General features: G+C 70.4%; 27 protein-coding genes. 20 read left to right on the top strand and 7 right to left on the bottom strand.

Features of this window, described 5'->3' with window-relative positions; genetic code table 11:
• Window positions 1-298 precede the first annotated feature (298 nt).
• The 14 genes from sctC to sctN all read left to right on the top strand — a co-directional run bounded on the left by sctC (window position 299) and on the right by sctN (window position 9,815).
• Window positions 299-2,350, top strand: a complete 2,052-nt coding sequence (sctC, locus tag BLR05_RS08170) for a type III secretion system outer membrane ring subunit SctC (RefSeq protein ID WP_092833583.1) — start codon at window positions 299-301, stop codon at window positions 2,348-2,350.
• Window positions 2,347-3,333 (top strand): HrpD5 family protein, encoded by a 987-nt coding sequence (gene hrpD5 / locus BLR05_RS08165; RefSeq protein ID WP_092833581.1) that lies wholly within the window; start codon window positions 2,347-2,349, stop codon window positions 3,331-3,333. Before sctC ends, hrpD5 begins: the two co-directional genes overlap by 4 nt.
• A gap of 25 nt (window positions 3,334-3,358) precedes the next feature.
• A complete protein-coding gene (locus BLR05_RS08160; RefSeq protein ID WP_017438943.1) occupies window positions 3,359-3,622 on the top strand; it encodes a hypothetical protein in 264 nt (87 codons plus the stop codon).
• A gap of 13 nt (window positions 3,623-3,635) precedes the next feature.
• Window positions 3,636-4,085 (top strand): hypothetical protein, encoded by a 450-nt coding sequence (locus BLR05_RS08155; RefSeq protein ID WP_092833579.1) that lies wholly within the window; start codon window positions 3,636-3,638, stop codon window positions 4,083-4,085.
• Between the two features lie 126 nt (window positions 4,086-4,211).
• Complete coding sequence (locus tag BLR05_RS08150) at window positions 4,212-4,418, top strand: hypothetical protein (protein ID WP_092833577.1); 207 nt, start codon at window positions 4,212-4,214, stop codon at window positions 4,416-4,418.
• 101 nt (window positions 4,419-4,519) lie between these two features.
• A complete protein-coding gene (locus tag BLR05_RS08145; protein ID WP_092833575.1) occupies window positions 4,520-4,726 on the top strand; it encodes a hypothetical protein in 207 nt (68 codons plus the stop codon).
• A gap of 101 nt (window positions 4,727-4,827) precedes the next feature.
• Window positions 4,828-5,034: a hypothetical protein gene (locus BLR05_RS08140; protein ID WP_048857558.1), complete on the top strand. Its 207-nt coding sequence runs from the start codon at window positions 4,828-4,830 to the stop codon at window positions 5,032-5,034.
• A 50-nt stretch (window positions 5,035-5,084) separates the two neighbouring features.
• Window positions 5,085-5,264 (top strand): hypothetical protein, encoded by a 180-nt coding sequence (locus BLR05_RS08135; protein ID WP_092833573.1) that lies wholly within the window; start codon window positions 5,085-5,087, stop codon window positions 5,262-5,264.
• Window positions 5,261-5,782: an HrpB1 family type III secretion system apparatus protein gene (locus BLR05_RS08130; RefSeq protein ID WP_092833571.1), complete on the top strand. Its 522-nt coding sequence runs from the start codon at window positions 5,261-5,263 to the stop codon at window positions 5,780-5,782. The genes BLR05_RS08135 and BLR05_RS08130 overlap by 4 nt, the downstream gene beginning before the upstream one ends.
• Window positions 5,783-5,823: 41 nt before the next feature.
• Window positions 5,824-6,204, top strand: coding sequence for a type III secretion protein (locus tag BLR05_RS08125; protein ID WP_092833569.1), 381 nt, complete (start codon window positions 5,824-5,826; stop codon window positions 6,202-6,204).
• 12 nt (window positions 6,205-6,216) lie between these two features.
• Window positions 6,217-7,065, top strand: coding sequence for a type III secretion system inner membrane ring lipoprotein SctJ (sctJ, locus tag BLR05_RS08120; protein WP_092833567.1), 849 nt, complete (start codon window positions 6,217-6,219; stop codon window positions 7,063-7,065).
• Window positions 7,062-7,673 carry a type III secretion protein HrpB4 gene (locus BLR05_RS08115; RefSeq protein ID WP_092833565.1) on the top strand — a complete coding sequence of 204 codons (612 nt, stop codon included), beginning with the start codon at window positions 7,062-7,064 and terminating at the stop codon, window positions 7,671-7,673. Before sctJ ends, BLR05_RS08115 begins: the two co-directional genes overlap by 4 nt.
• Window positions 7,667-8,494, top strand: a complete 828-nt coding sequence (locus BLR05_RS08110) for a FliH/SctL family protein (RefSeq protein ID WP_092833563.1) — start codon at window positions 7,667-7,669, stop codon at window positions 8,492-8,494. The genes BLR05_RS08115 and BLR05_RS08110 overlap by 7 nt, the downstream gene beginning before the upstream one ends.
• A complete protein-coding gene (gene sctN, locus BLR05_RS08105; protein WP_092833561.1) occupies window positions 8,487-9,815 on the top strand; it encodes a type III secretion system ATPase SctN in 1,329 nt (442 codons plus the stop codon). Before BLR05_RS08110 ends, sctN begins: the two co-directional genes overlap by 8 nt.
• Before the next feature lie 51 nt (window positions 9,816-9,866).
• On the opposite strand, the gene BLR05_RS08100 is transcribed toward sctN, so the two are convergent.
• The 4 genes from BLR05_RS08100 to BLR05_RS08085 all read right to left on the bottom strand — a co-directional run bounded on the left by BLR05_RS08100 (window position 9,867) and on the right by BLR05_RS08085 (window position 13,096).
• Entirely contained in the window at window positions 9,867-10,223 is a 357-nt protein-coding gene (locus BLR05_RS08100) for a hypothetical protein (protein WP_244160065.1), read from the bottom strand.
• 170 nt (window positions 10,224-10,393) lie between these two features.
• A complete protein-coding gene (locus BLR05_RS08095; RefSeq protein WP_244160064.1) occupies window positions 10,394-11,797 on the bottom strand; it encodes a hypothetical protein in 1,404 nt (467 codons plus the stop codon).
• A gap of 316 nt (window positions 11,798-12,113) precedes the next feature.
• Window positions 12,114-12,611 carry a hypothetical protein gene (locus BLR05_RS08090; RefSeq protein ID WP_092833555.1) on the bottom strand — a complete coding sequence of 166 codons (498 nt, stop codon included), beginning with the start codon at window positions 12,609-12,611 and terminating at the stop codon, window positions 12,114-12,116.
• Complete coding sequence (locus tag BLR05_RS08085) at window positions 12,608-13,096, bottom strand: hypothetical protein (RefSeq protein ID WP_092833553.1); 489 nt, start codon at window positions 13,094-13,096, stop codon at window positions 12,608-12,610. Before BLR05_RS08085 ends, BLR05_RS08090 begins: the two co-directional genes overlap by 4 nt.
• 303 nt (window positions 13,097-13,399) lie before the next feature.
• Between BLR05_RS08085 and BLR05_RS08080 the strand changes: the two genes are divergently transcribed.
• Entirely contained in the window at window positions 13,400-14,785 is a 1,386-nt protein-coding gene (locus BLR05_RS08080) for a leucine-rich repeat domain-containing protein (protein WP_092833551.1), read from the top strand.
• A gap of 134 nt (window positions 14,786-14,919) precedes the next feature.
• Here BLR05_RS08080 and BLR05_RS08075 read toward each other — a convergent pair whose 3' ends face one another.
• From BLR05_RS08075 to BLR05_RS08065, 3 genes are all read right to left on the bottom strand, one after another.
• Window positions 14,920-16,947: a pectate lyase gene (locus BLR05_RS08075; protein WP_092833549.1), complete on the bottom strand. Its 2,028-nt coding sequence runs from the start codon at window positions 16,945-16,947 to the stop codon at window positions 14,920-14,922.
• Between the two features lie 446 nt (window positions 16,948-17,393).
• Window positions 17,394-18,311 carry a type III secretion system export apparatus subunit SctT gene (sctT, locus tag BLR05_RS08070; protein ID WP_092833547.1) on the bottom strand — a complete coding sequence of 306 codons (918 nt, stop codon included), beginning with the start codon at window positions 18,309-18,311 and terminating at the stop codon, window positions 17,394-17,396.
• A 4-nt stretch (window positions 18,312-18,315) separates the two neighbouring features.
• On the bottom strand, window positions 18,316-18,858 hold the full coding sequence (locus BLR05_RS08065; RefSeq protein WP_092833545.1) for a type III secretion protein: 543 nt from the start codon (window positions 18,856-18,858) through the stop codon (window positions 18,316-18,318).
• A 240-nt stretch (window positions 18,859-19,098) separates the two neighbouring features.
• Here BLR05_RS08065 and sctU point away from each other — a divergent pair, with 240 nt between their 5' ends.
• The 5 genes from sctU (at window position 19,099) to sctR (ending at window position 24,941) form a co-directional block, all read left to right on the top strand.
• Window positions 19,099-20,157 carry a type III secretion system export apparatus subunit SctU gene (gene sctU, locus BLR05_RS08060; protein ID WP_092833542.1) on the top strand — a complete coding sequence of 353 codons (1,059 nt, stop codon included), beginning with the start codon at window positions 19,099-19,101 and terminating at the stop codon, window positions 20,155-20,157.
• A gap of 44 nt (window positions 20,158-20,201) precedes the next feature.
• Window positions 20,202-22,265, top strand: a complete 2,064-nt coding sequence (gene sctV / locus BLR05_RS08055; protein ID WP_092833540.1) for a type III secretion system export apparatus subunit SctV — start codon at window positions 20,202-20,204, stop codon at window positions 22,263-22,265.
• 311 nt (window positions 22,266-22,576) lie between these two features.
• Window positions 22,577-23,149, top strand: coding sequence for a type III secretion HpaP family protein (locus BLR05_RS08050; protein WP_208605989.1), 573 nt, complete (start codon window positions 22,577-22,579; stop codon window positions 23,147-23,149).
• Window positions 23,146-24,282, top strand: a complete 1,137-nt coding sequence (gene sctQ / locus BLR05_RS08045) for a type III secretion system cytoplasmic ring protein SctQ (protein WP_092833536.1) — start codon at window positions 23,146-23,148, stop codon at window positions 24,280-24,282. The genes BLR05_RS08050 and sctQ overlap by 4 nt, the downstream gene beginning before the upstream one ends.
• Entirely contained in the window at window positions 24,279-24,941 is a 663-nt protein-coding gene (sctR, locus tag BLR05_RS08040) for a type III secretion system export apparatus subunit SctR (protein ID WP_092833534.1), read from the top strand. The genes sctQ and sctR overlap by 4 nt, the downstream gene beginning before the upstream one ends.
• Window positions 24,942-24,943 lie beyond the last annotated feature (2 nt).

Raw genomic sequence — 24,943 nt, 5'->3', positions numbered from 1 at the left:
TGAAGGGGAGTGCCCGGGGCCGCGCAGCGGTCCGGGAGCGCAATCGAAGGGCACGGCCCGCGCGCGGGCGACAGGTCCGGCGCGCGGTGGTGCCCGCATCGCCATTGCAAACGGACGCTGTCCGGACAGCGGCTCCAGGCTCGAAGCGATGGCCCGAAAGGCGAAGGAGTCCGCCGCACGGCGCGCGGCGCAGAGGGCTTCGCAAGCCGTCGCGCGGCTTCGCATCCCCACGCGCCCCTCCCGGCACCGGCTCCTAAGCTGTCCCCTACACGAAGACACCGAACGGAGCGCTCCAGTGATGCCCAACTTTTCCGCCCCCCGACCACGGCACGTAGCCGCCGGCATGACCGGCGGCGTGCTGGCCGGCGCGGTGCTCGCGCTGGGCATGGCAGGCCTGCCCGCGGCCCAGGCCTCCTCGCTGCGCCTGAGCGCCAGCCTTTCGAGCCTGCCCTCGGCGGGCGCGGGCGCTGCCCTGGCGGTGCCGGCCGCAGAGCTGGCCACGTCCGGTACGGACACCGCGCCCTCCAGCCAGGCCGCCACGCCCGCCCCGGCCCAGCGCAGCGCCACCCTGCAGAAGGCCCAGCCGCGCAAGCACACCTCCTACCACGCGCTGGCCGCGGCGACCTTCTCGGCCGGAGCCGCCGGTGCTGCCGCCGCCAGCGCGCCCGCTCCGGCCGCCGCGTCCCCCGTGGCGATACCGACCATCCCCGCCACACGGGCGCTGGAGACGCTCGCGCCCGCCTCGCGGGCTTCGGACGCCCTCAACCGCGGACGCTTCGTGTACCGCGCCGAGAACAAGCGACTCACGGACGTCCTGCAGGATTTCGCCGCCAGCCAGGGTATCCCGGCCGTGGTGGCGGACGGGCTGGACGGCATCGTCAACGCGAACTTCGACGCCAGGCCCCGTGAGTTCCTCGACAGCGTGGCGCGCGCCTACAACATGCTCTGGTACCACGACGGCTCGGCGCTGTATTTCTACCCAGGCAAGTCCATCCAGAGCCGCATGTTCCGCATCAAGGGGTTCAGCCGCGACCAGCTCACGGCCATGCTGCAGTCCCTGGACGTGGGAGACAAGCGCTATCCCATCCGCTTCGACGCCGCCAGCAGCACGATCTATGTCTCCGGACCGCCCCGCCACGTGGAGCTGGTGAGTTCCGCGCTGGAGGCCCTGGACGCCGGCGTCACGGCCAGCGCAGAGCGCACGGTGCGCGTCTTTTCCCTGCAGTTCGCCTCGGCCAGCGACCGCTCGATGGGCGATTCCGTGGTGCCCGGCGTGGCCAGCACGCTGCGCAAGCTCTACAGCAAGGACGACGGTGAAGGGCTGGCGACGTCCAAGGCCACGAGCGCCGAGGTGATCGAGAAGATCCAGCAGCAGACGCGCCGCAAGATGAGCGCCTACGTGCCCGTGCCCGCGGCCAACCAGTTCCTGCCGCCGCTGCCGCGCGCCAACCCTTCCGAGGGCATGCGCCCGCCGGAGCCGGTGTCCCTGCCCACCGCCACCGCCGCGGACAAGTCCGAAGAGGCGCCGCCCCGGTTCGAGGCCGACGAGGGCACGAACTCCGTCGTGGTGTACGGCCGGGCCGACCGGATGGACGAATACGAATCGCTGATCCACCGCCTGGACCAGAAGCCGCAGCTCGTCGAGCTGGAGGCCACGATCATCGAGGTCAACTCCGACAGCGTGGATGCGCTGGGCGTGAACTGGTCGCTGCGGGCCGGCACGAGCAACATTGCCACCAACCTGCCGGGCCCGAGCACGCCGGCCGCGCTCAGCACCATCGTGCTCGACGCGGGCCGCCACCTGCTGGCCAACGTGAACGCACTGGAAGCGCAGGGCAAGGCGCGCATCCTGTCCAAGCCTTCCGTACTGGGCGTCGCCAACCGGGCGGCGGTGATGCGCGAAAAGCGCGTGGCCACCGTGCGCGTCGCCGGGAACCTGGAGGCCAACCTCTTCCAGATCGAGGCCGGCACCCTGCTGCAGATGACGCCGCAGGTCACCGCGGTGGAGGGCAAGAACAACATCAAGCTGAGCCTCTACATCGAGGACGGCGCGTTCGAGACCAACGTGGTGGACCAGATCCCCCTGGTCAAGAAGACCGAGATCCGCACCGAAGCCCACGTCCGCGAAGGCGAGAGCCTGCTGATCGGCGGCATCACCGTCGAATCGGAGAACACGCAGGACAACGCGGTTCCGGGCCTGTCCAAGCTGCCCGTCGTGGGCGGTGTCTTCCGCAACACGGAGCGCCTCACCCGCCGCACCGAGCGCCTTTTCCTGATCACGCCCCGCGTCCTGGCGCAGGGTGCTCCGACCACCGTTTCCTCGATCTCCCCGGAGGTTCGCAAGCCATGAAGCAACTTCGTATCCTGACCGGCCAGCACGCCGGGGCCCGCATAGATTTGACCCCAACGCGCCACCACATCAGCGCGGACGACACGGCGGACATCCAGTTGCTCGACTGGACCGCCGAACCGGTGGTCATCGACGCTGGAGACGACGGCATGGTCCACATCGCAACGGCAGCCGCAGGAGCGCAGGCCCCCGCCGTACTGGCCGACTTCACGCCCCGGCGCTTCGGCGACGTGGTGCTGTGCGCCGGCCCCGCCGACGCCACCTGGCCCGCCGATGCGGACATCATTGCCCGCCTGTCCCCCGCCGTCGTGGCCGCCGCACCCGCCGAGGTCCGGTCGATGTGGCCCCGCATCACCTCCGCGGTGGTCGGCACCGCCCTCATGACGGCAGCACTGAGCGCCGCCGTCGCCCCCCTCGGCCAGACCCCGGCCGAACGCAAGGCACTCACCTCGGTGCTGCCGCCCGAGCCGCTGAAGATGCGCGTGGAACGCGCCCTGGCCGAGACTTCCGTGGCGGGCTACGAAGTGGCGCAGCAGGGGGACGGCGTGGTGGTGCGCGGCCTGCTGCGCCAGCCCTCCGATGCCGACGCGCTGCGGCAGCGCCTGGCCACGTTCCAGGGTGACCGCATCGTGCAGTCCTTCGCACCGGCCACGGAAGTCGCGCAGAGCATCGCCGACGCGCTCGGCCAGCCCGGCCTGCGCATCGCGCACCAAGGCAACGGCCTGTTCACGATCACGGGAGAGGTGGCGAACCTTTCCGCGCTGCGCCAGAACGCGGCCCGCGTGGCCACCGACCTGGCGCCGCTGGTGCGCGGCATCGACGTGGCCGCGACGCAGCGGCCGCCGGCCAGCCCGCCCGCCATGAGCGCGCTGATGGAAACCGACGGCCTGCAGTACATGCAGACCCGGGACGGGGTGAAGCACCTCTCGCTCACGTCCGGTTCACGGATCGCTTCGGCAGACCAGCCGGCGTCCTTCCGATAACAAACCCAAGAGACCTTTTCAGACCATGACCGCATCCATCGAATCCACCATTTTCAGCGATCTGGAGAACCTCGAGCAGGCCCTGAGCGAAGACCTCAGCGGAGACCGCGCGCGCGCCATGATCCGCTACTTCGACGAAGTGGCCCGCGAAAGCAGCGCGATGCGGATCCAGGCGCAGATCGACGCCGAACGCCAGTTGATCGGCCAGCTGGTCGATGCGTTCCAGGCCTCGCAGCGCGTGATCCGCAAGATCTGGGAAACCCTGCACGGCACGACGCTGGCGGTGTGAGAAAGGCACGACCATGATCCACGCTCCCCACTCCGCACCCGCCCCGTACGCCGCCACGGGGGCGACGTCAGCGCCCTACCCGGTGATCTACCGCAACCTGATGAGCGTCGCGCTGCTGGGCACCGTGTACCGCGTCGACAGCGATGCGGAAACCATCAGCCGCGCCGTCGAGGCCACGCTGGAGGACTCCAGCACCTACCTGCTCTACCGCAACATCGTGCTGGCCATGGCCGGCCAGCGGGGCAAGGAGCGCGACCAGCTGCTGCACCACGTCGAGACCCACCCGGAAGACGGCGTGAGCAAGGTCGCCCTGGCGCTTACGCTGCTCTTCAACGGCGACCCCGCCTGGCGGCACTGGATCGACAACGTGCTGGCAACCAGCGCGGACCAGCCGGTGCGGCAGGCCGCGCAGGGCGTGCTGCACTTCCTGGGCCGGGTCTCCCACAAGCCCGTCGTCCACTGACCGGCGGGCCACGCACCACAAGACACGGCGCGGCGGCAGGGCCGGCGCGCCTCCCGGATGGAGACCGCATGGTGCGGTCTTCGCTAACCGCGGTTCGCACCGCAACATTCTCTCTAGGAGCTTTCTATGTCCATCTCCGGCGCAGACGCATCGACGCAGCGTTCCATCGCACTGCAGGAACAGAACATGCGCAACCAGGAGGCGCTGACCGACGCCAGCACCCGCAACATGGCCAAGCAGGCCCTGCTCAACTTCCAGAAGGAAATGGCGGAAATGAACGCCAAGACCGTCGGTGCCATGGGCAAAGGCTTGTCCGGCCTCGCACCCAACTGACGCGCCATGCGCCGCGCGCGGCCGCCCCGCGGCGCGCTGCGTGGCGCCACGCCGTCCTTCACGTCATCCTTTCACATTCACTTATCCCGAGGAGCCACACCATGTCCATTTCCGGCGCAGACGCATCGACGAAGCGTTCCATCGCACTGCAGGAGCAGAACATGCGCAACCAGGAGGCGCTGACCGACGCCAGCACCCGCAACATGGCCAAGCAGGCCCTGCTCAACTTCCAGAAGGAAATGGCGGAAATGAACGCCAAGACCATCGGTGCCATGGGCAAGGGCCTGTCCGGCCTCGCACCCAACTGACGCGCCATGCGCCGCGCGCGGCCGCCCCGCGGCGCGCTGCGTGGCGCCACGCCGTCCTTCACGTCATCCCTTCACATTCACTTATCCCGAGGAGCCACACCATGTCCATTTCCGGCGCAGACGCATCGACGCAGCGTTCCATCGCACTGCAGGAGCAGAACATGCGCAACCAGGAGGCGCTGACCGATGCCAGCACCCGCAACATGGCCAAGCAGGCCTTGCTCAACTTCCAGAAGGAAATGGCGGAAATGAACGCCAAGACCATCGGTGCCATGGGCAAGGGCCTGTCCGGCCTCGCACCCAACTGATGCACGCGGTACCCCGCGCAGCCCGAGCCGCCGATCCAGGGACGACGCATATGCCGTATGCCGTGTTCTTTGCCGTGGCCACGCTCTCCTGCGCGGCCTACGCGGTTCTGGTGCACTCCGGCACCGAAGCGGCCGCGCAGCCCGCGCTGCGCGAATCGCCGGCCCCCGCCGGGCCGTCATTCGACCCGTCGGACGCACCCCCAAAATCCTCCAGGGAAACCGCTCCATGACCCCCAAAATCTCTCGACGAGAAGTGGTCGTCGGCCTCATCAATCTGGCGACCAAAGCCGTCGAACTCGAACTCACCGACGACGCCGCCGAAATCCTCCAGGGTGCGCGCATCCTGCGCCCGCGCATGGTCGAGCTGGACCTGCTGGAAGGCTGGATCTGCATCCAGCGCGGCCAGGTGGATGAATGCATCCGCCTCATGCGCAACGTGGAAGGCAGCCCCACCCACTGGGGAATGGCCAAGGCCCTGATGGCGCGCTGCCAGCGCTTTCTGAGGGACCCCGCCTGGCGTGGCAATGCCGACGAGGTGCTGGCAGGCTGCAAGGACTCGACGGCCCTGTACCTGGTGAAGCAGTTGTTCGCCGAGCAGGCCGGTGAAGCCGGCGGCGATGCCGCAGGCCAGGACACCGCGCCCCGGGAGCCCGGCGAGACGCCCGATCCGCAGTCCGCCGCCCGCCCGCGCAAGTTCGCGCCGGTGGATCCCCTTACCAACCCCTTCGTATTCCAGTTGCGCGCCTGACCGCCGCGCGCAATGCTCCCCCTTCCTCACAGGACAACGCCATGAACGCCCTCCAGCTGCCCGTATCCCCTGCGCCGGCCATCGAATCCGGCGCCGCCCAGCCCAGCCACCTGAGCGCGCTGGCGGAGAAGTTCGCGCGCCTGATGGAAGGCAAACCCCAGTCCACCCTGTCCGAAATGGCCCCGGACTCCACCGTGGGCAACGCGCTGATGCAGCAGGACGAGTCCATGCGCAAGGCGCTGCAGGACATGCACGCCCTGGCCCATGCGCAGAAGGACAACTCGATGAACGACATCGACATGACGTCCCGCCAGATCGAACTCATGTACCGGGTGTCGGGCATGCAGTTCCAGTTCCATGCCATGGTCTATCTGGCCCAGAGCGGCAAGAGCGGCCTGCAGACGCTGATGCGCAACCAGTGAGCGGAGCCCGCCATGACCCATGACATGCTTTCACCGCGCGCCGCCTCTTCGCTTCGCCGGTGGCTCGCCCCCCTGGTCCTGCTGCTGGCGCTGGCCGGCTGCAAGGACGACCTCTACACCAAGCAGACCGAAGCCGACGCCAACGACATGGTGGCGGCGCTGCTGGAAAGCGGCATCGACGCAGGCAAGGCGACGTCCGATGCCGGCAAGACCTGGAACGTGCAGGTCGAGAAAGGCGACGTGGTGCGCTCGCTCGCGGTGCTGCGCTCCTACGGGCTGCCGCGCGAGCGCCACGCCACCCTGGGCGAAATGTTCAAGAAGGAAGGCCTCATCTCCACGCCGACGGAAGAGCGCGTGCGCTTCATCTATGGCGTCGCCCAGCAGCTGGAGGCCACGCTGTCGCAGATCGACGGCGTGGTCACCGCGCGGGTGCAGATCGTTCTGCCCAACAACGACCCGCTCGCCTCCACCGTCAAGCCCGCGAGCGCTTCGGTCTTCATCAAGTACCGGGAGAACGCGAACATCGCCGGCCTGACGGCCGGGATCAAGAACATGGTGGCGCGCAGCGTCGAAGGCTTGGCGTACGAGAACGTCACGGTCACGCTCGTGCCGGGCATGCCGATCGGCCCCGCGCCGGAGCGGGAAGCCTCCCGCGCCGGGCTCTGGGCCGCGCTGGCCGCCGCCGTGCTGCTGGTGCTGGGCGGCGCGGCGGGCTGGGTCGCCTGGAAGCGTCCAGCCTGGCTGCCGGCCGGGCTGCGCCGCAAGCAGGAAGAAGCCGCCACCGCGGAACTGGCCGCGGACACCACGCCCGCGGCGCCCCTGCCCTCGGCGCCCGGCATGGCCAAGGGGCTTGCCGGATGAGCCGCGCTCGCGATCTCGCGCGGCTGGCCTGCGAACTGCAGGCCCGCATCGATGCGCTGCCCGAACACGTCGATCCCAGCTGGCTGCGGCCGGCCTCCGATCCCACCCTGCCGCCACAGGTGCAGGAGACCCTGTCCAAGGACTGGTTCGCCCGCCACTGCGGCCCTCTGCCGCCGCTGGAGCGGCTGGAGGATGGCGGCGCGCGCCTGGCCCTGATGGACCGGACCTCCCTGCTCGCACGCCTGTGCGCCCTGGCACTGCTGGGCCGGCCGGGCGTGCTGCGATGCTGCGTGCAGCGCAGCGCGCGCATGGCGCTGCAGGAAGCGCTGGGCCCGGCCTTCGCGCCCCTGCGCGCGCGAGACGGCGGCGGCGCCGTCCTGCCGGAAGTGGCCGGCTGGCCGCCGCTGGCCTGGTCCTGGGTGGGCTACCGCGAGCTGGTGCGTGCGGGTGCCTGGCCGGACCGCGCGCTGCGGCGCATGGTCCGGCTGGCCCTGCCGGCATCGCGCTCCGGCGCACCCCGCCCGCACCTGGTTCCACGGGCAACGGCGGCCGCCCGCGAGCGCCTGCAGGCGCTCGACACGCTGTTCCCGGAAGGACATACATGCTGATCTGGTCTTCTCCACGGGGCGCCGGACTGCACGCGCCGGCGGGCATTCTCCGGGCCTGCGAGTTCGACACCGCCACCACCGCCGTGTCCGTGCTGGAAGGAGCGCGCGAAGAAGGCGACCGCCTCGTCGCCCAGGCACGGCAGGATGCCGCCGACCTGCTGGAGGCAGCGGCCGAACAGGCGCAGGCGCGGCGCAACGCCGCGGCTGCGGACGCCGAGGCGCTGCTCGTACAGGCGCGCGACGACGCCCGGCGCCTCGTGGAGCAGGCCACCGCCGAGGCCTCCGAGGCCGCCGCCCGCCGCTGGCACGCGGAGTTCGCCGCACTGCAGGCCTCGCACGCAGCCGCCATGGGCGGCATGGAACAGCGCCTGGCGGCCGTCGTCGCCATGGCGGTGGAACGCATGGTGCTTGCGGAGCCGAGGCAGGCCCTGCTGCAACGGGCCGTGCTGACCCTGCGCGACACCCTGGGCGATGCCCGCACAGCGCGCCTGCGCGTCCATCCGGACGATGCGGACGCGGCGCGCGCTGCGCTGTCGGCGATCGGCGACGATCCCGACGCACCGCGCGTGCAGGTGGAAGCCGACGCCGGCCTCGCGCCCGGCAGCAGTGTTTTCGATGCCGACATCGGCCGCCTGGACACCAGCCTGCAGGTGCAGTTGGCGGGCCTGCGCAGCGCGCTGGAGCGCGCCGTCCGCGTGGCCGCAGAGGAGCCGGTCACCGTGGCCTATGCGAGCCGGCTGGGCGGGGACGACGGCCAACACGACGACAACGACGACTGCCAGGACGAAGACCGCCTGGCCCGGGAGGACGACGATGCATGACGTGAACGGAAGCTCGCGGATCGCCCGCTGGATGGAGCGCGAGATCGCGGCCGCCCCGCTGGTGCGCCGCAGCGGCAAGGTGGCGGAAGTGATCGGCACGCTCATGCGCGTGAACGGCCTGGATGCCAAGCTGGGCGAGCTGTGCCACGTACTGGACGAGCGCGGCGAACTGCTGCAGGCAGCCGAGGTGGTGGGCTTCGCCAATGGCCAGAGCATTCTCTCGCCCTTCGGCTCCATCCTCGGCGTGCGCGGCGGATCGGCCGTGGTGGGCCTGGGCGAAGTGCTCTCTGTGCCCGTCGGCCCCCGCCTGCTGGGCCGGGTGATCGACAGCCTGGGCCAGCCCATCGACGGCAAGGGACCTCTGGACTGCAGCGAGACGCGCCCCGTGTTCGCCCTGCCACCGACTCCCATGGAGCGCGAGATGATCGAGCACCCCCTGCCCACGGGCGTGAAGGCCATCGACGGGCTCATCACCCTGGGCGAGGGGCAGCGCATGGGCATCTTCGCGCCCGCCGGCGTGGGCAAGAGTACGCTGATGGGCATGCTCGCGCGCGGCACGCAGTGCGATGTCAGCGTGATCGCGCTGATTGGTGAGCGCGGCCGCGAAGTGCGCGAGTTCGTCGAGTTCATCCTCGGCGAGAAGGGCATGGCGCGCTCGGTGGTGGTTTGCGCCACCTCGGACCGATCCTCCAGCGAGCGGGCCAAGGCGGCCCACGTGGCCACCGCCGTGGCGGAGTACTACCGCGACCAGGGCCTGAAGGTGCTGCTGATGATGGACTCGCTCACCCGCTTCGCGCGGGCCCAGCGCGAGATCGGGCTGGCCGCGGGCGAACCGCCCGCGCGCCGGGGCTTTCCGCCCTCGGTGTTCGCCGAGATCCCGCGGTTGCTGGAGCGCGCCGGCATGGGCGCGCGCGGCTCCATCACGGCGCTCTACACCGTGCTCTACGAGGATGAAAGCGGCAACGACCCCATCTCGGAGGAAGTGCGAGGCATCCTCGACGGCCACATGATCCTCTCGCGCAAGATCGCGGCACGCAACCAGTATCCGGCCATCGACGTGCTGGGCAGCCTGTCGCGGGTGATGTCGCAGATCGTGCCGCGGGAGCACCAGCAGGCAGGCGGGCGCTTCCGCCAGCTCATGGCCAAGTACGAGGAGATCGAGCCGCTGGTGCAGATGGGCGAATACAAGCCCGGCAACGATCCGCTGGCCGACGAAGCCATGGACAGGCACGAGGAGATCCGCGCCTTCCTCAACCAGTCCACATCCGACCTCTGGGATTTCGGGCGATCCGTCGCCACGCTCTCGGACATCTCCGGCTGACAGGCCCACCCGGCCGCACACGGCCGGGGAAATCTCCCCGAAGGAAGCAGTTCAGGCGAAGAAGGTGGACGGCGCATGCGCGCCCGCCTCCACGCTGGAGGCCTGCGCACCCGGCCCGCCGTCGCCGGCGGCATCGGGCCGCAGCAGGAACGCGACCACCTCGTCGGTACGTTCGAGGAGCAGCGCGCGCAGCGCGGACTCCTCCAGGGCCAGGCGCAACGCCTTCCAGTTGGCGCGCAGCGGTGCCGTCCTCAGCGCCCGGCCCCCGCCGCCGAGAAACTCCACCACCTGGCGCAGGCGGCCAGGGGGCATGGCATCCAGCTCGCAGAACTGGAAGCGTTCCAGCAACTGGCGAGCGGGCGAAGCCGGCGCGCTGTCGCCGGGGTCGTGCGGGGATTCGGCCGCCATGGAAGCGCGTGCTGGCGCGGGCACCGCCGCCAGTGCCCGCGCCCCCCGAAGGGGCAGCCGCGCCCCGGCGGCCGGCACCGCGGTGGCGCGGAGCCTGCGGCTCCACCCGCCGCGGACACGGGCCGTGGGAGCTTTCGTCGGGGCGGGCATGGGACGGCCTGGCGCGAGGATCAGACGTTCTCCGCGCCCTGGGGAGCGGCGCGGCGATGGTCTTCTGCGGCACGCACGGCACCGTCGGCCTGCCAGGTGGCGGCGATGCTCTTGTAGTTGACCCCGGCCCAGGCCCCCAGCGCACCGTTGGTGAGCAGGGCGCTGGTCGCAGGCGGCATGTCCTTGGTCAGGAAGCCCACCAGTTCCCCGACCGAGATGGAACTGTCGATGATCGCGATCCGCGCCGCCACATGGTCCTGAAGGCGTCCGAAATCGTTGCTCTTGATGTGCGGAGCGAGCAACTGCTTCGCGCCCGCCTGCTGCGCCTCCTGCTCCGTCACGGAGAACCAGTCCGAGGCCTCCAGCACCGTGTTGATGGCGGCCTTCACGCCGATCATCTTGGCCGTGGCGCCCAGGACAGCGGGCAGGGACAAGCCCTCGACCGGCACGCCGCGCAGCACGTCGCGCACGTTCGACGTCGTCACTCCGGCCGGCAGGCCCAGGGGCGGCAAGGCGCTCCAGGCATAGGCGGCCGCCAGGTTGGCTCCGCCGTAGAAGAGCGATGCCCCGACCAAGTGGCTGCCGCTGACGCCGTGGCTTTCCTTGTCCAGCTTGATCATTCCGAATTTGGACTGGATGCCGTCGCGCATCAGCGAATAGGCAATCACCTTGGCCTCACTCGCGATGCTGGCGACCGCGAATGAGTTGTCGCCGTGCGCCGTGCCATAGGCCGCGAAGCCCACGTTCACCATGACCGAGGCCATCTGAAGGGAGACGACGCGGTCAGAATAATGCCGCTGCTCCTTGCGCAACTGCTCCTTTTCTTTCGGCGTCTTGCCCGCCCACTGTTCCGGACTGAGTGCATGGAAGCCGCGCGCCGCCTCGTCGGGATTGCGTTTCTCGCGCACCTGGCGCAGTGCCTGCAGCGACATGTTGACGACGCCCATGCCGATCTCGATGCCCAGCAGCGCTCCGGCCGGCGCATGGCGCAATCCGGCGATCAGCGCTTCCGCGGCCACTTCGCGCACCGCGGTGGTCATCCCCACGGCGATGCCCTGGTGCGTCAGGTGGCCCAGGGCCACCTTCGGAAGCCGGAAGGCCTGGCTGCCCAGGCTCCACGCCGCGGAGACGCCGGCGCGGGCCACGGAGACAGGGGCCAGCGCAGTGCGCCCCATCGCCTCGCCGCCGCTCTGGACGGCATGGCCGACGGCGGTCGCCCGGTGGCGCAGCGCAGTGGTCGCCATCTGCCGCCAGCTCTGCTGGGGCGGCATCGCGGCGCCGTCCTCGTTGCCGTCGCACCGGAAGGACTGCAGATTGCTTGCGGCAGTGCGGAAGGATTCACCAGGGCCGCCAGATCCGTCCGCGTCACGGTCCACCTGCAGGGCGGAATGGGTGAAGTCGATGTGGGACAACTCGTACGGCAAGGCGTCGGAGTAGTGGGATACATCCGTCCGGAACGAAGGATGGTCCGATCGCAGATCGTTGCGCTCCCACAGGGGCACCATCTCCCGCTGAGACGACATCCCCATCGACGTGCGCGGGGACCGCGATGCGTCCGGGCGGGAACACCCGCTGTCGTGGCGCACCGGCGGCCTACCCTCATTGCCGAGGCGCTGGCTGCCGGGGGCCGCCGGGGGCTGCCCGCCGGAGGCACCGGCACCGGCCTGCGATGTGGAGACCCGATCGGCGGAAACGGGGGTGGTCGAAGACCTGCTGGTCACAGAGCGGGGAACCATGGCATCACTCCTGGCGTTCGCCGGCGCCGCGCGCCGGCCGGGAAATGGAAGGGGAAGGGGAAGCCTCGGAAGGGCTGGGGGCCCGGAAGCCCTGGGAGATGGCGCCCATCTGGCGCACGCCGTTGGCGAGTGCCTGCGCATCGGTCGGGGGCCAGCGGCCCACGAGCACGGGGCCGGCGAGGCCTCGTGCGAACACGACGCCCGCCTTGACGAACAGGTGCATATTGGCGACCAGCGCGGCCTGCGCGCGGTCGGGGTCGGCCAGGTAGTCCGGGCCCAGGTCCACCGAGAGCAGCAGCGTCTCTTCGGCCGCATCGGGCGTCACGGCCACGGTGTGCCGCTCCAGTTCGAAACGGCCGGTGCGCGCGGCCTCCTGTGCCTGCCCGGCACCGGCGCCCAGCACCAGTGCGGCATCGCACACCAGGGCCCGCAGGGCCGGCGAGGCCTCGAATTCCTGCATGGGAGCAGGCGAATGGTTCGACAGATCGAGCGGGGCGTTCATGCGGCCTCCCTGCCCGTCAGGGCGGCCTGCGCCAGCGCCTGGGCACCGGTGGACACGGCCTCGCACAGCGATAGCATGCCGTCGAAATGCGCGGCCAAGATGCGGGCGTCGGCCATTCCGGGTTCCAGGTGCAGCAGCAGCACCGCGTCGCCGCTGTCGTCCATGCTGAAAGCCCACGGGGCCAGCAGGATCGCCTGCCCGTTCGCCACCAGCAGGGCCTCGCTCCACCGGGCGCTCGAGACGCCTTCGGGGCGGGGCACCAGCGCGGAGGCCAGCCAGCGGCCGTCATCGCGCTCCTGCAGCGACGCGATCGCGAGCAGGGTGTCGTTGACCATCACCATGCCCTGCTCGGCGAAAGCGCGCACGGAAGCATCGTCCGCCCCCATGTGCTGCAGGGCGGCTGCCAGGCAGGCGCGGCGCGCGGGGGATAAGGGGATCCGGGGCGGCACATGCGCCTGCGCGGATTCGGTTGTCTTGGTTGCCATACTCCTCCAGATTTCTAAAAGGTCCGCCATGTCCGGGGGACCGCCGGATCAGCGCGCATTCCACGCTGCTGAAGCACACATCGCCCTCGCGACTCGACTGCTTGAGTCCATCCTAGGAAGGCACGGGAATGCCTGCGCGCGGCGCGCGAAGCCGCATGCGTCACCACGAAGCCTCCCCGCCCGCTGCCGAACCGCCGGCCTGCCTCGCCAGGCTGGCGATCCCTTCGTGTCCGCGAAGGCCTGCGCGCCGCGGCCCCGCCTACCCTGGCTTCTTTCGCATCCGCCTTCGCAGGACGACTCACCATGAACGCCTTTTCCCACGCCCTTGCCGGCCCGGACGCCGGACCCGAGGAACACACCGTCCGCGACGTCCGAGGCCTGCTCGGGCTGTGCCGGGACGACATGCGGGACCTGCGCAGGCTCACCCTGCGCGGTGACTTCCGCGACGACGACCTGCGCCTGCTGCCCGCCTCCCTCCAGACCCTGGAGCTGGCCGACTGCACCGCGCTGACGGCGCGCGGCCTGTCATGGCTGCTCGCCCTGCCCCTGGCCACGCTGACCCTGCGGCGCATGGCCCTGGCGCCCGAATCCGCGCACACGCTGGCACGCCATGCCCGCCTGGCGACCCTGGAACTGGACCACGTGCCGCTGGAAGCGGACGGCGCGCGGGCACTGGCAGCTTCGGGCGCGCTCGCCACGTTGCGGCTGGACCATTGCGGCCTCACGCCGGAAGCACTCGCGGCCGTGTCGGCCCTTCCACGGCTTTCGCACCTGCAGGCCCGCGGCAACGGGCTGGGCCCCGAAGCCGCTCCCGCGCTCCTGCGCCTGCGCAACCTGGCGGAGCTGGACCTGGACGGAAACCGCCTGGGGGCCGATGGCGCCGCCGTGATCGCGCGCATGCAGGGGCTGCGGGCCCTGTCGCTGAGCCACAACGCGCTGGGCGACGACGGCGCGCGGGCCCTGGCGGCACTGCCCGGCCTGCAGACGCTTTCGGCCCAGGCCAACCAGATCGGAGCGGCAGGGGCCGAAGCCCTGGCGCATGCTGCCGGATTGCGCTTCCTGGACCTGCACCGCAACCGCCTGGTCGATGCGGGGGTCCGCGCCCTGGCCACGGCCACCCGGTGGCTCCAGCTCGGCCTCTCAGGCAACGGCATCGGCGCGGAAGGGGCGGCCGTCCTGGCGGGCCTGCCCGCGCTCGCCACCCTGTCCATCGCCCACAACCCCCTGGGTGATGCCGGCGCAGGCGCCCTGGCAGCTTCGGCCTCGCTGCGCTTTCTCGATGCGGGGGACTGCCGCATCGGCGATGCCGGTGCCTCGGCGCTCTCGCGCTGCCCCCAGCTCGCGTCGCTGGTGCTCAACAACACCTCGGCGGAGGGCGTACGCATCGGCGAGCGCGGCGCGCTCGCACTGGCTGCCAGCCCGTCCCTGGAGGAGATCGACCTGGAAGGCCATGCCGTGGGATCGGCGGGGGCCCGCGCATTCGCCGCCAATCCGCGGCTGCGCCGGCTCGGGCTGGCGCGCAACCAGGTGGGCAACGCGGGGGCCCACGCGCTCGCCGCCAGCGCCAGCCTGGCCAGCCTGGACCTGTGGGACAACCGCGTCACGGACAAAGCCCTCCACAACCCCTGCGCGCCCTGGCTGCGGCGCCGCGGCACGGCGCCGCGCTGGGTGAGCCGCGCGGCCGGCTGACCGCCGGGGGGCGCCCGGCGCCCCCGCTCCGGACAAGGAAAGGAAAAAAGGCCCTGGCATGCCGCTCGCGCGCATGGCCAGGGCCTCGCCCGGATCCACCGGCAGGCGGCCTGTGCCGCACGCCGGCGTCCGCGTCAGCCGGTGTAGCTCTTGGTTCCGCGGTGCTGCGCCCCTTCGACCTGCGCGGCCTGGGGAGCGATCACGTCATAGGGTGTGTCCGCCACCGTGTTGCCGGCCAGGTGGATCTTCGCCTGCGCGGCATCGGAACGCACCACGGCCTCCTTGCCGTTCGTGAACGACGAACGGGTCACCGAGATATCGATCGGAAAGTCCTTGCCGCCATTGGTCCGCACGGCCTTGCCGAAGGTGTCCGCGGTGAAGTTGTCCAGCTTGAACGAACCACCGGCATTGAGCTGGAAGATCTTGTCGCTGGCATTGAAGGCGGAGCTGTTGGTGACCTCCACATTCCCTGGCCTCTTCATCGTGAAGGCATCCTCCCCGACATCCGCCCACTTGATGCGGTCGAGCTTCGCATCCCCCATGGCATGGATGCCGTCCGCCCCGGACAGCTCCAGGTTGGCGATGGACGAGCCCGATTCCATGCGGATCAGTGGCTTCTGGTCCTCCGCCTGGCCGCCATCGCCCAGGGCGGGCCCAGCCTTGATCCGCGCGCCGTTGAAATCCACCTGCACGCCGGCCGGGATCACACGGGTGGTGTTGTAGATGCCCACGCCATCGGCGCCCACCGCATCGGGCTTGAGCGCCTCCTGCAGTTGTTTGGCCTGCGCGCTGCTCAGGGGCCTGGAGGGATCCGTGGAGCTGATCACCGGAGCGCCACCGTGGCCGGACGGCCCCGCCGCACCGACCGTGCCTTCGACACCCCTGTCGGCGGCACCCGCGCCACCCGCGCTACCGGTGTCCGACTCGGTCGAGGCGGGCTGGGGGGCAGCGGTGCCCGACGGCTGGGGTGCCGGGGTCGGAGCGGGAGCCGGCGCGGCGGCCGGAGCCGGCGCGGCCTGGCCACCCTGCGGTGCCTGGCCACCCTGCGGTGCCTGGCCACCCTGCGGTGCCTGGCCGCCCGGTGCGTCGCCTGCAGCCGGCGATCCATCACCGCCGCCGCCACCCTGGTCATCGCCATCGCTGCCGGGCTTCTTGCCGGTCAGCACTTCGATCAGCTTCAACAGCAACTCGAGAATCTGCTTGAGCTGCTCCTGGCCCTTCTCGCCCTTGAGCATGTTGTCCACGCCGCTGGTGTTGCCCTTCGCGAAGTCGTCGAGCAGTTGCTTGATCTGGTCAGCGGGGCTGCCGGCGCCGTCGGCATCCTGCGCGCCGCCCGCATCCGGCGAGCCGCCACCGGCGGGAGTGCCACCACCGGCACCTTGCGCATCGCCGGCACCGCCAGCGCCCTGGGGACCGCCGGCACCACCGCCCTGGGCGTCGTTGCCCTTGAGACTTATTTCCAGCAGCTGGATGAACTGCTTGATCACTTGCATGAGCTTGTCGAGCGAATCGCCGCCCTTGTCGCCGGCGCCATCCTTGTTCGACAGGTTGTCCAGGCCCTGGGAATCGCCCTTGAGCAGGCGCTCGATCAGCTGCTTGACCAAGTCGCCGACGCTGCCATCAGCACCGTCGGCTCCACCCGCTTCACTGGCATCGCCCGCGCCGCCGGCCTCTTCGGCACTGCCTGCGCCGCTGGCGTCACCGCCCTGGGAGAGCGAGTCCAGGTTCTTCATGAAGTCCTTGGCGAAGTCGTTGAAGCTGCCGTTCTCCTTGCCGTCATCGAGCTTGTCCAGCGTCTTGGCATCCGTGCCCAGGGCACCCGCCAGCTTCTGGGCGAAATCGTTGGCCTTCTGGTCGTTGAGCGACTTGTCCAGCGCTTCGCCCAGGCCCTTGAACAGCTCGGCGAAGCGCTGCAGCGCGCCTTCCGGGCCCGAGCCGCCCCGGCTGCCACCGGAGCCGGAGGTGGAATCGGCACCGCCGGGCGCCTTGTCGCCGTCCTTGTTGCCGAGCTTGTCCTGCAGTGCCTTGAGCACCTGCTCGATGATCAGCATCATGATCTGCTGCAGGGGGTTGTCTGCGCCTCTGCTGTCCGATGCCCCGGACGAATCGCTGGAAAATCCCAGCGAGGAGGTTTGCATCTGCGTCTGGAGAGAAATGGCCATGGATGAACTCCTGTGAAGTGAATCAAAAAAGCGGCGGACGCCGATGCAGCGGTCCGGAAAAGCAATCGCTTCCCGAACCGCCGCAGAGCGATGGCCGGCGTGCCTGCCTCCCGCTTCCCGCCGCGCGCGTTCCGCCGCGCGCACGCAGCGCGCCAACACTCCGAACGAGGAAGGAGCGACGGCGCGCTGCGTGCACGGAAGCCGGAACCCCCACGGCAGGCATCAGGAGATCGCACTGGCACGTTAAGGGCCGGACCCTGCAGTCCGGGGACGCCACGCGAAGGCGGCGCAGCGGATGCGAACCGGCTCGCGGCGGCATGCGCGCGGCGGGCGGCAGCGGGCATGGTCGGCGGGAATGCACACGGCGGACGGGGCGGGCGAGGGGATGAGGCGCGGGGCCGGCGCCCCGAAGGACGCACCGGCCGGGAAAAGACGGTGGAGCAGGCTTAGCGGCCCGCGGAGGCGCTCGCGGCCCGGTGAGGTGTCGTGGCGGGCGCGGAGGACGGGGCCGCGCCGGGAGCGCCGGGGGCACCGGAATCCACCGGGTCGCGTGGACCGAAGGCGCGCTCCAGGCGCTGCGCCACCGGCCGCAGGGTGAGCTGCTCGCGCACCTGGTGGAAGAACACCCCCACCAGCAGCACCAGCAGGAGCATGGTCGCAGCGCCCTTGAGGGGCTGCGACAGGCTGCCCGGCTCGAGCTTCTCCGCCGCCTTGCTGAGCAGCCCCATGCCCAGGTCGATCAGCATCAGCGTCATCAGCACCGGCCCCGCGATCTTGAGCACCGTCTGCGCATACCCTGCGACCTCGTCGGGGAAGAACCGCTCCGCCAGCACCGGCCAGCTGGGCATCATTCCGGTGAGCGGCCACCAGTCGTAGCTGTCGAACAGCAGCCCCACGAACACCATCATCCCGCCCAGCATGTAGAAGCCGACGATCGCCAGCTGCATGAGCAGGTTGCCCACCGGCGTGCTCTGCTGCCCGCTGAGCGGATTGGTCTGCTGGATGTTGTTGTAGCCCGCCTGGTTGTCGATCAGCATGCCCACGCCTTCGGCCGCCCAGAACACCACGGACACGGCGAAGCCGATCAGCATGCCGATCAGCGCCTCCTTCACCACCAGGGCGATGAAGACCAGCGGGCTGGCGGAGCCGAGCAGACCGGAGGGCTGGCCCCAGGCCACGAAGGCCCCGAGCAGCAGCACCGTGCCGTTGCGCACGCGCCCCAGCAGCAATTGGTCGTTGGTCGCCGGCAGCACCAGCATGGCCGCATAGAAGCGCGCGCAGCACAGCGCGAGCAATCCCAGCATGCCGTGCAGGTCCCCGCCCAGCCGGGCCAGCGCATATCCATTCTGCAAATACTCTTCCATCGCGTCAGGCCTCCACCGCCCTCGATGCCCCGGATCGCGCGCCGGTGCGCCGCCCCTGCCGCGCAGCGGCCAGCATGCGGGCCACCGCGGTTTCCTCGGCCTCCTCGTCCTGCGCGTCTTCCTGCGCGCGCTCGGCGGCCGCAATGGCCTGCTCCAGGCGCTCACGCGTGGCTTCCAGCTGCCGCTGCGCACGGCGCACGGCCGCGTCGCGCAACCGGACCTGCTCGCGGGCCGCATCCACGCGCCCCCGGGCCTGCGCCGTATGGCGTTCGGCCTCCGCGCTCTGGCCCTGCGCCTCGGACACCAGCATCTGCAGGGTGATCGCATCGTTGGCCAGGAAGCAGCTACCCGCCGACGTGGCCGACGCCAGCCGCTCGCGGTGCGCGCGCTCCGCATCGCGGGCATGCGACTCCTCGGCCTGCGCCTGCGCCAATGCCTCCTCTTCGCCCTTCAGCGCCTGGATGCCTTCCTGCAGGGCCGCCTCGGCCTGCTCCGTGCGGCGTGCCTTGAGGCGCACCAGCGTGCGCAGGCCCTTGATCGTGCTCACGAGTTCTCCATCGGCCGATCCACCCCGGCCTGCTGGCCAGCAGCCTGGGGCATGGCAGCCTCCGCAGCGCCCGCCACCCCGAAGGCGCGCACCGGAATGCGAAACCCCGGGGCACCTTCCCCCGCGCGCCGCAGCCGCTTCGCGCGGGGCAGCACCGCTTCGCCCGGTGCGGGGCCACGCCGCCGCCGGGCACCTAGATTGGCGCATGCCGCGCATTCCGCGCCGGATCGATGGCCCACCATGTCGGAAAAAACCGAAGAGCCCACAGCCAAGAAACTCAAGGATGCCCGCAAGAAGGGCCAGACCACCAAGAGCCAGGATCTGGTGGCCGGTGCCGTCCTGGGTGCGGCCCTGCTCGTACTCACGGGTGCGGGCCCCCTGCTCTACGACCGCGTGCGGCGCATCGTCACCACGGCGCTGGAACAGGGCATGCGCGTGCATGGCACGCAGGAGCTGCTGGCGCTGCTGTCCTCCATGGCGCTCGACGGCATGGTGGTGGCCTTCGGCATGGTCATCGTCTCGGTGCTGGTGGCCGTGCTGGCCCTGCTGCCGCAGGTCGGCTTCATGATCACCTTCGAGCCCCTCACGCCCAAGTTCGAGAGCCTGAACCCGGCCGAGGGGCTCAAGAAGATGTTCAACGCCAGGTCGCTCGTCGAATTCGCCAAGTCCGTCTTCAAGGCCTTCCTCTTCGGCGCCGTGCTGTGGCACATCGTGACGGGGCTGATACCCCTGCTCGTGGGCTCCGTCTATCTCACGCCCGAGGCCAGCGGACAGATCGCCTGGAGCGCGCTGCTGCACCTCTTTTCCTTCGCATTCCTCGTGTTCCTGGTGATCGGCCCCCTCGACTTCGGGCTGCAGCACTGGCTCTTCATCCGGGACCAGCGCATGAGCAAGGACGACGTGAAGCGCGAGAACAAGGACAGCGAAGGCGATCCGCACCTCAAGGGCCACCTCAAATCGCTGCGCGAGGAAATGGCGACCTCGCCGCCGCAGGACCGCGTGCCGGGCGCCACGGTGGTCGTCACCAACCCCACCCACTACGCCGTGGCACTGCGCTACGAAGCCGGCGCGACCCCGCTGCCCATCGTCGTGGCCAAGGGCATGGACGAACAGGCAGCCGTCATCCGCGGACTGGCCGCGATGCACCACATCCCGCTCATCGCCAACCCGCCGCTCGCGCGGGCGCTGCACAAGCTGCCGCTCGACCAGCCCATTCCCGAAGAACTGTTCGAGGCCGTCTCCGTCGTGCTGCGCTGGGTGGCCGAACTCGACCGGCTCGGCGGCGGCAGCCCGCGCTGACACCCTGCTTCCCATCCCGTGCCCCGCTCTCCGAGGACCATTCCATGGCCAAACGATTCGACTCCACCCTGGTCAACGACCTGACGATGGCCGGCTTTCTCGTCGGCGTGATCGCGCTGATGATTCTGCCGCTGCCCACGCTGCTGATCGACTCGCTGCTCGCGATCAACCTCAGCATCAGCGTGCTGCTGCTGATGACCACCCTGTTCATACCGGACGCGGTGTCGCTCTCCACCTTCCCCTCGCTGCTGCTGTTCACCACCCTGTTCCGGCTGTCGCTCAACATCGCCTCGACCAAGGCGATCCTGCTGCACGCCGACGCCGGCCACCTGATCGAGAGCTTCGGCCAACTGGTGGTGGGCGGCAACCTGGTGGTGGGCATCGTGGTGTTCCTGGTGATCACCATCGTGCAGTTCATCGTGATCGCCAAGGGCTCGGAGCGTGTCGCCGAAGTCGGTGCGCGCTTCACGCTCGATGCGCTGCCCGGCAAGCAGATGAGCATCGACGCCGACCTGCGCGCCGGCCTGCTCACTGCCGACGAGGCCAAGGCCAAGCGCGCCCGGCTCAGCATGGAAAGCATGCTGCACGGCGGCATGGACGGCGCGATGAAGTTCGTGAAAGGCGACGCCGTCGCGGGCCTCATCATCACGCTGGTCAACATCCTCGCGGGCATCGTGGTGGGCATCATGTACCACAGCATGACCGCCGGGGAGGCGGCCAACCGCTTCGCCGTGCTGTCCATCGGCGATGCCATGGTCTCGCAGATTCCCGCGCTCTTCATCTGTATGGCCGCCGGCATCCTGACCACCCGCGTGGCCGACGAGCACCGCAAGAAGCCCACCTCCCTGGGCGAGGACATGACGGAGCAGCTCACGCGCAATACCCGCTCCATGTACCTTGCGGGCGCCCTCACCATGGGCTTCGCTGCCATCCCGGGCTTTCCCGCCATTCCCTTTTGCCTGCTGGCTGCGGGGCTCGTGGGCGGCGGCCACTGGCTCTCGCGCAGCCGCAAGTCCGCCAGCCCCGGCAGCGCCAAGACCCATTCCAAGCCGATCGCCGCCCTGCTGCGCGAAGGCGGCAAGGGCGAGGGCACCGCCATCCAGCACCGCGCTCCCGAGTTCGCCAAGCCGCTGTCGATCCGTCTGTCCGACCCGCTCGCGCGCCTGCTGAACGCCGAGCGGCTCGACCAGGCCCTGAACAAGGAGCGCGAAGGACTGCAGACACGCCTGGGGCTGCCCTTCCCCGGTGCGGCGATGTGGGTCTGGGACGGGCTCGAGGACCTGCGCTTCGACATCCTCATCAACGACGTGCCCGTGGCCCAGCCCCGGTTGCCCGGCGACATGCTCCTGCTGCTCGATCCGCAGTCCCCACTGGCCGCGCAGGCCCGGCGGCATGGACCGCTGCTGGGCATGGAGGAGTCGCTCTGGGTGCCCCAGGCGGCCATACCGCCCAGCCAGCGCGCGGGGGCCTGCCTGGAAATCGAGCAGGTGATCGCCCGGGAAGTGGTCGAGATGCTCCAGCGCCATGCGCATCTCTTCATGGGCGTGCAGGAAGTGCAGTGGATCATCGAGCGCGCCACGCCGGAATATCCGGGGCTGGTGGCCGAGGTGCAGAAGGTCATGCCGCTGCAGCGCATGGCCGAGGTCCTGCGCCGCCTGCTCGAAGAGCAGGTGCCGATCCGCAACATCCGCAGCATCTTCGAGAGCCTCATCACCTGGGCCCCCAAGGAAAAGGACCTGCTGCTGCTCACCGAATACGTGCGCTCCGACCTGGGCCGCTACCTCGCGCACGAGGCCGGTGGCGGCCAGCGGCACATTTCGGCCATCCTGCTCGCGCCGGAAATCGAACAGGCGATCCGCGGCTGCATCAAGCCCACGCCCGCCGGCAACTACCTCGCCATGTCGCCCGACGACGCGCGCGACATCACCGACCGCATCGCGGCCGTCGCCCGCTCGTCGCCCGCCACCGGCGTGGCGCTGGTCACGTCCATGGACATCCGCCGCTACGTCAAGAAGATGATCGAAGGACGCATCGACTGGCTGCGCGTGTACTCCTTCCAGGAGCTGGGCAGCCTGATCGAGTTGCGGCCCATCGGCCGCGTCGCCTAGCCTGCGCCATGGGCCGAGACCTCTCTCAGCTCCGCCCGGGCCCGTCCGGCAGCCGCAGCCTGGCTCCGGAGGCAGCGTGGCGCGGGCCATCCGCCCTGCCGCATGCGGCCGGCGCCGCCCACCGGTTCCAGCGCCACCTGCTGGGCGACACAGCCGACAGCCTGCCGGAATCTGGCGGCTTCCTGCAGATGCCCGGACGGCATGCGCCCGCAGGCCCGGCCGCGCCAGACGCACCCACCTCGGCCCCGCCACCGCCCCTCCGCGCCTGCAGCCCCGACGAGGGCGGACTGCCGTGGCCCGCCCCGGAAACCATGGCGGAGAGACCGGCCCGGTCCAGCCAGTGGGCGGCAGAAGACGGCCCGGCGGCCAGCCAAGCCGCCGTGCCGGACAGCGCCACTCCGTCCCCCGACACCGCGGACTCCGCGCCGGACGCCCCTGCCGCCCCCTCCGACACCCCGTCCCCACCGCTTCCGGTTCCCGCCCCGGCGCAGCAGCCCCGGCAGGCGCGCCAGGACGGCGACACCTCCCGGCAGCAGCAGGACCCCGGCGCGGAGCATCCCGGCCCCGCTTCGCCGGCAGGCGCCGCGGCAGCCGAGGCCCCCGCCTGGCTGCAGGACACCGTGCAGCGCATCGCATGGCTGTGCGCCCAGGCGGATCCGGCGTTCCAGTCCTGGTCAGTCACAGTGCCGATGGACCCCGCCGTGCTGCCGGAGAGCGAGGTCGCCCTCACCCTTTCGCCTTACGCGATGAGCCTTCGGTTCCGCACCCGGTCCAGCGAATCGGCACGGCTAATCTCCCTGCATCGCGATCCACTGCGTGCGCAGCTCGAGGCATTGGGCCCCGGGCAGTGCGGCATCGACATCGATCTGGAAACACCGCCGTGAACGCACTTGCGCCCCGCTCCGCCATCACCGCCACCGCCGAACTGGCCGACCGCCTGCCGACCGTGGCCGCCGGCGAGGCGCATCTGGCGCGCATCGCCTTCGACCGCCGCTTCGCCCGCTGGGCGGCACGGCTCTGCGGGCAACCGCAAGGGCGCGTGGCGGCCGCCGCGCCCGGCGGCCGCCACGATGCAGTGGCCCTGGATTTCTCGTGCGTTCACGGACACCTGCAAGTCTCCGTGCCGCTGTCGGCCTGGCCGGCGCTGGGGATGGCGGCCCGCCTGACCGATGCCGCCCTGGCACGCGAGGTGGCGGAAACCCTGCTCGCGGCCCCCCTCGCCGCCGCGGCGCCGGTGCTGCCCGGGCTCGCCCTGGCAGGCGTGGCAGTGCGCAGCGCCCATCAGGCGCCCATGGAATGGACCCATGGCAGCCTGCGCATCGGCCTGCACGCCATCGACGGCGCCGTGGCCGCCCGGCTGCGCGCCATCCTGGCCGAATCCTTGCCGGCCGATGGTGCGACCCTGGGCGCGCTGAGGCTGCCGGGCACCGTCCGCCTCGCCACCCGCCGGCTCGAGCCCTCGGACCTCGCCACCCTCGCCCCGGGCGACGTCGTCCTGTGCGGCGCACTCTCCGCGGGCCGGCGGCGCCCTTGCCATCTTTCCTTCGGACTGGGAACCACCATGCACATACCCGCAGAACTCGATCTGGACGACTCCGAACTCGCACTCCACGCCGCGCCGCAAACCGATGCCTTCGCGGATCTGCCGGACGCCGGCGGGGAACCGGACACGGCCTGGGCCACCGCAGAGGCCGCGGACACCGCGCAAGCCTCCGGCAGCGAAGGCGGCCCCGCGGCCACGCCGCTGCCCCTGGCCAACATCGGCGGCATCCTTGTTCCCGTCTCCATCGAGATCGACACCGCGCACATCCGGCTGGACGAACTCGCCGCGCTCGACGCCGGCGCTATCGTGCCGCTCGCCGTCCCCGCCCGGGACGCCGCCGTCCGCCTGGTCTGCCACGGCCAGGTCGTGGGCACGGGCCGCCTGGTCGTCATCGGAGAGAACCTCGGCGTGCGCATCGCGCACGTGGCGGCAGCCGGCGCAGCGGCATCGCCCACGGCAGCGGACGCGCCATGACGCCGATTTCGGGACTCGATCCCATCTCGCTGGCGCTGGCGCTGATGCTGCTGGCGGTGCTGCCGTTCGCCGCCATGATCGTCACTTCCTACACCAAGGTGGTGGTGGTCCTGGGCCTGCTGCGCAACGCGCTCGGCGTGCAGCAGGTCCCGCCCAACATGGTGCTCAACGGCATCGCCATCATCATTTCGGTGTATGTGATGGCGCCGGTCGCCATGGAGGCGTCGGACCGCATGCAGATGCTGCCGCCTTCCGCGCAGAGCTCCAACACCCAGCAGATGCTCGCCGCCGCCTCCGCCGCGCGCGAACCGTTCCGCAAGTTCCTGGACAAGCATGCCGACGCCGCCGAGAAGGCGTTCTTCCTCAAGTCGGCGCAGGCGCTCTGGCCCGAGGAGCGCGCCCGGTCGCTGCAGGCCGACGACCTCGTTGTGCTGGCACCCGCCTTCCTGCTCACCGAGCTCACGGCAGCCTTCCGCATCGGCTTCCTGCTCTACCTGGCCTTCATCATCGTCGAGCTGGTCATCGCCAACGTCCTGCTGGCCATGGGCCTGTCCCAGGTCTCCCCTACCAACGTCGCCATTCCCTTCAAGCTGCTGCTGTTCGTCGTGCTCGACGGATGGTCGCAGGTGATGCACGGACTGGTCATGACCTACCGCTGAAC

It is taken from the genome of Paracidovorax cattleyae, assembly GCF_900104515.1.
GTDB lineage: Bacteria > Pseudomonadota > Gammaproteobacteria > Burkholderiales > Burkholderiaceae_C > Paracidovorax > Paracidovorax cattleyae.
Note: the sequence above shows the minus strand (reverse complement) of the source record. Positions and strands in the feature narration are given on the sequence as shown.

Coding starts and splice junctions, on each gene's coding strand:
- sctC (WP_092833583.1), top strand. CDS start 299: ATGCCCAACTTTTCCGCCCCCCGACCACGGCACGTAGCCGCCGGCATG.
- hrpD5 (WP_092833581.1), top strand. CDS start 2,347: ATGAAGCAACTTCGTATCCTGACCGGCCAGCACGCCGGGGCCCGCATA.
- BLR05_RS08160 (WP_017438943.1), top strand. CDS start 3,359: ATGACCGCATCCATCGAATCCACCATTTTCAGCGATCTGGAGAACCTC.
- BLR05_RS08155 (WP_092833579.1), top strand. CDS start 3,636: ATGATCCACGCTCCCCACTCCGCACCCGCCCCGTACGCCGCCACGGGG.
- BLR05_RS08150 (WP_092833577.1), top strand. CDS start 4,212: ATGTCCATCTCCGGCGCAGACGCATCGACGCAGCGTTCCATCGCACTG.
- BLR05_RS08145 (WP_092833575.1), top strand. CDS start 4,520: ATGTCCATTTCCGGCGCAGACGCATCGACGAAGCGTTCCATCGCACTG.
- BLR05_RS08140 (WP_048857558.1), top strand. CDS start 4,828: ATGTCCATTTCCGGCGCAGACGCATCGACGCAGCGTTCCATCGCACTG.
- BLR05_RS08135 (WP_092833573.1), top strand. CDS start 5,085: ATGCCGTATGCCGTGTTCTTTGCCGTGGCCACGCTCTCCTGCGCGGCC.
- BLR05_RS08130 (WP_092833571.1), top strand. CDS start 5,261: ATGACCCCCAAAATCTCTCGACGAGAAGTGGTCGTCGGCCTCATCAAT.
- BLR05_RS08125 (WP_092833569.1), top strand. CDS start 5,824: ATGAACGCCCTCCAGCTGCCCGTATCCCCTGCGCCGGCCATCGAATCC.
- sctJ (WP_092833567.1), top strand. CDS start 6,217: ATGACCCATGACATGCTTTCACCGCGCGCCGCCTCTTCGCTTCGCCGG.
- BLR05_RS08115 (WP_092833565.1), top strand. CDS start 7,062: ATGAGCCGCGCTCGCGATCTCGCGCGGCTGGCCTGCGAACTGCAGGCC.
- BLR05_RS08110 (WP_092833563.1), top strand. CDS start 7,667: ATGCTGATCTGGTCTTCTCCACGGGGCGCCGGACTGCACGCGCCGGCG.
- sctN (WP_092833561.1), top strand. CDS start 8,487: ATGCATGACGTGAACGGAAGCTCGCGGATCGCCCGCTGGATGGAGCGC.
- BLR05_RS08100 (WP_244160065.1), bottom strand. CDS start 10,223: ATGGCGGCCGAATCCCCGCACGACCCCGGCGACAGCGCGCCGGCTTCG.
- BLR05_RS08090 (WP_092833555.1), bottom strand. CDS start 12,611: ATGAACGCCCCGCTCGATCTGTCGAACCATTCGCCTGCTCCCATGCAG.
- BLR05_RS08085 (WP_092833553.1), bottom strand. CDS start 13,096: ATGGCAACCAAGACAACCGAATCCGCGCAGGCGCATGTGCCGCCCCGG.
- BLR05_RS08080 (WP_092833551.1), top strand. CDS start 13,400: ATGAACGCCTTTTCCCACGCCCTTGCCGGCCCGGACGCCGGACCCGAG.
- BLR05_RS08075 (WP_092833549.1), bottom strand. CDS start 16,947: ATGGCCATTTCTCTCCAGACGCAGATGCAAACCTCCTCGCTGGGATTT.
- sctT (WP_092833547.1), bottom strand. CDS start 18,311: ATGGAAGAGTATTTGCAGAATGGATATGCGCTGGCCCGGCTGGGCGGG.
- sctU (WP_092833542.1), top strand. CDS start 19,099: ATGTCGGAAAAAACCGAAGAGCCCACAGCCAAGAAACTCAAGGATGCC.
- sctV (WP_092833540.1), top strand. CDS start 20,202: ATGGCCAAACGATTCGACTCCACCCTGGTCAACGACCTGACGATGGCC.
- BLR05_RS08050 (WP_208605989.1), top strand. CDS start 22,577: ATGGCGGAGAGACCGGCCCGGTCCAGCCAGTGGGCGGCAGAAGACGGC.
- sctR (WP_092833534.1), top strand. CDS start 24,279: ATGACGCCGATTTCGGGACTCGATCCCATCTCGCTGGCGCTGGCGCTG.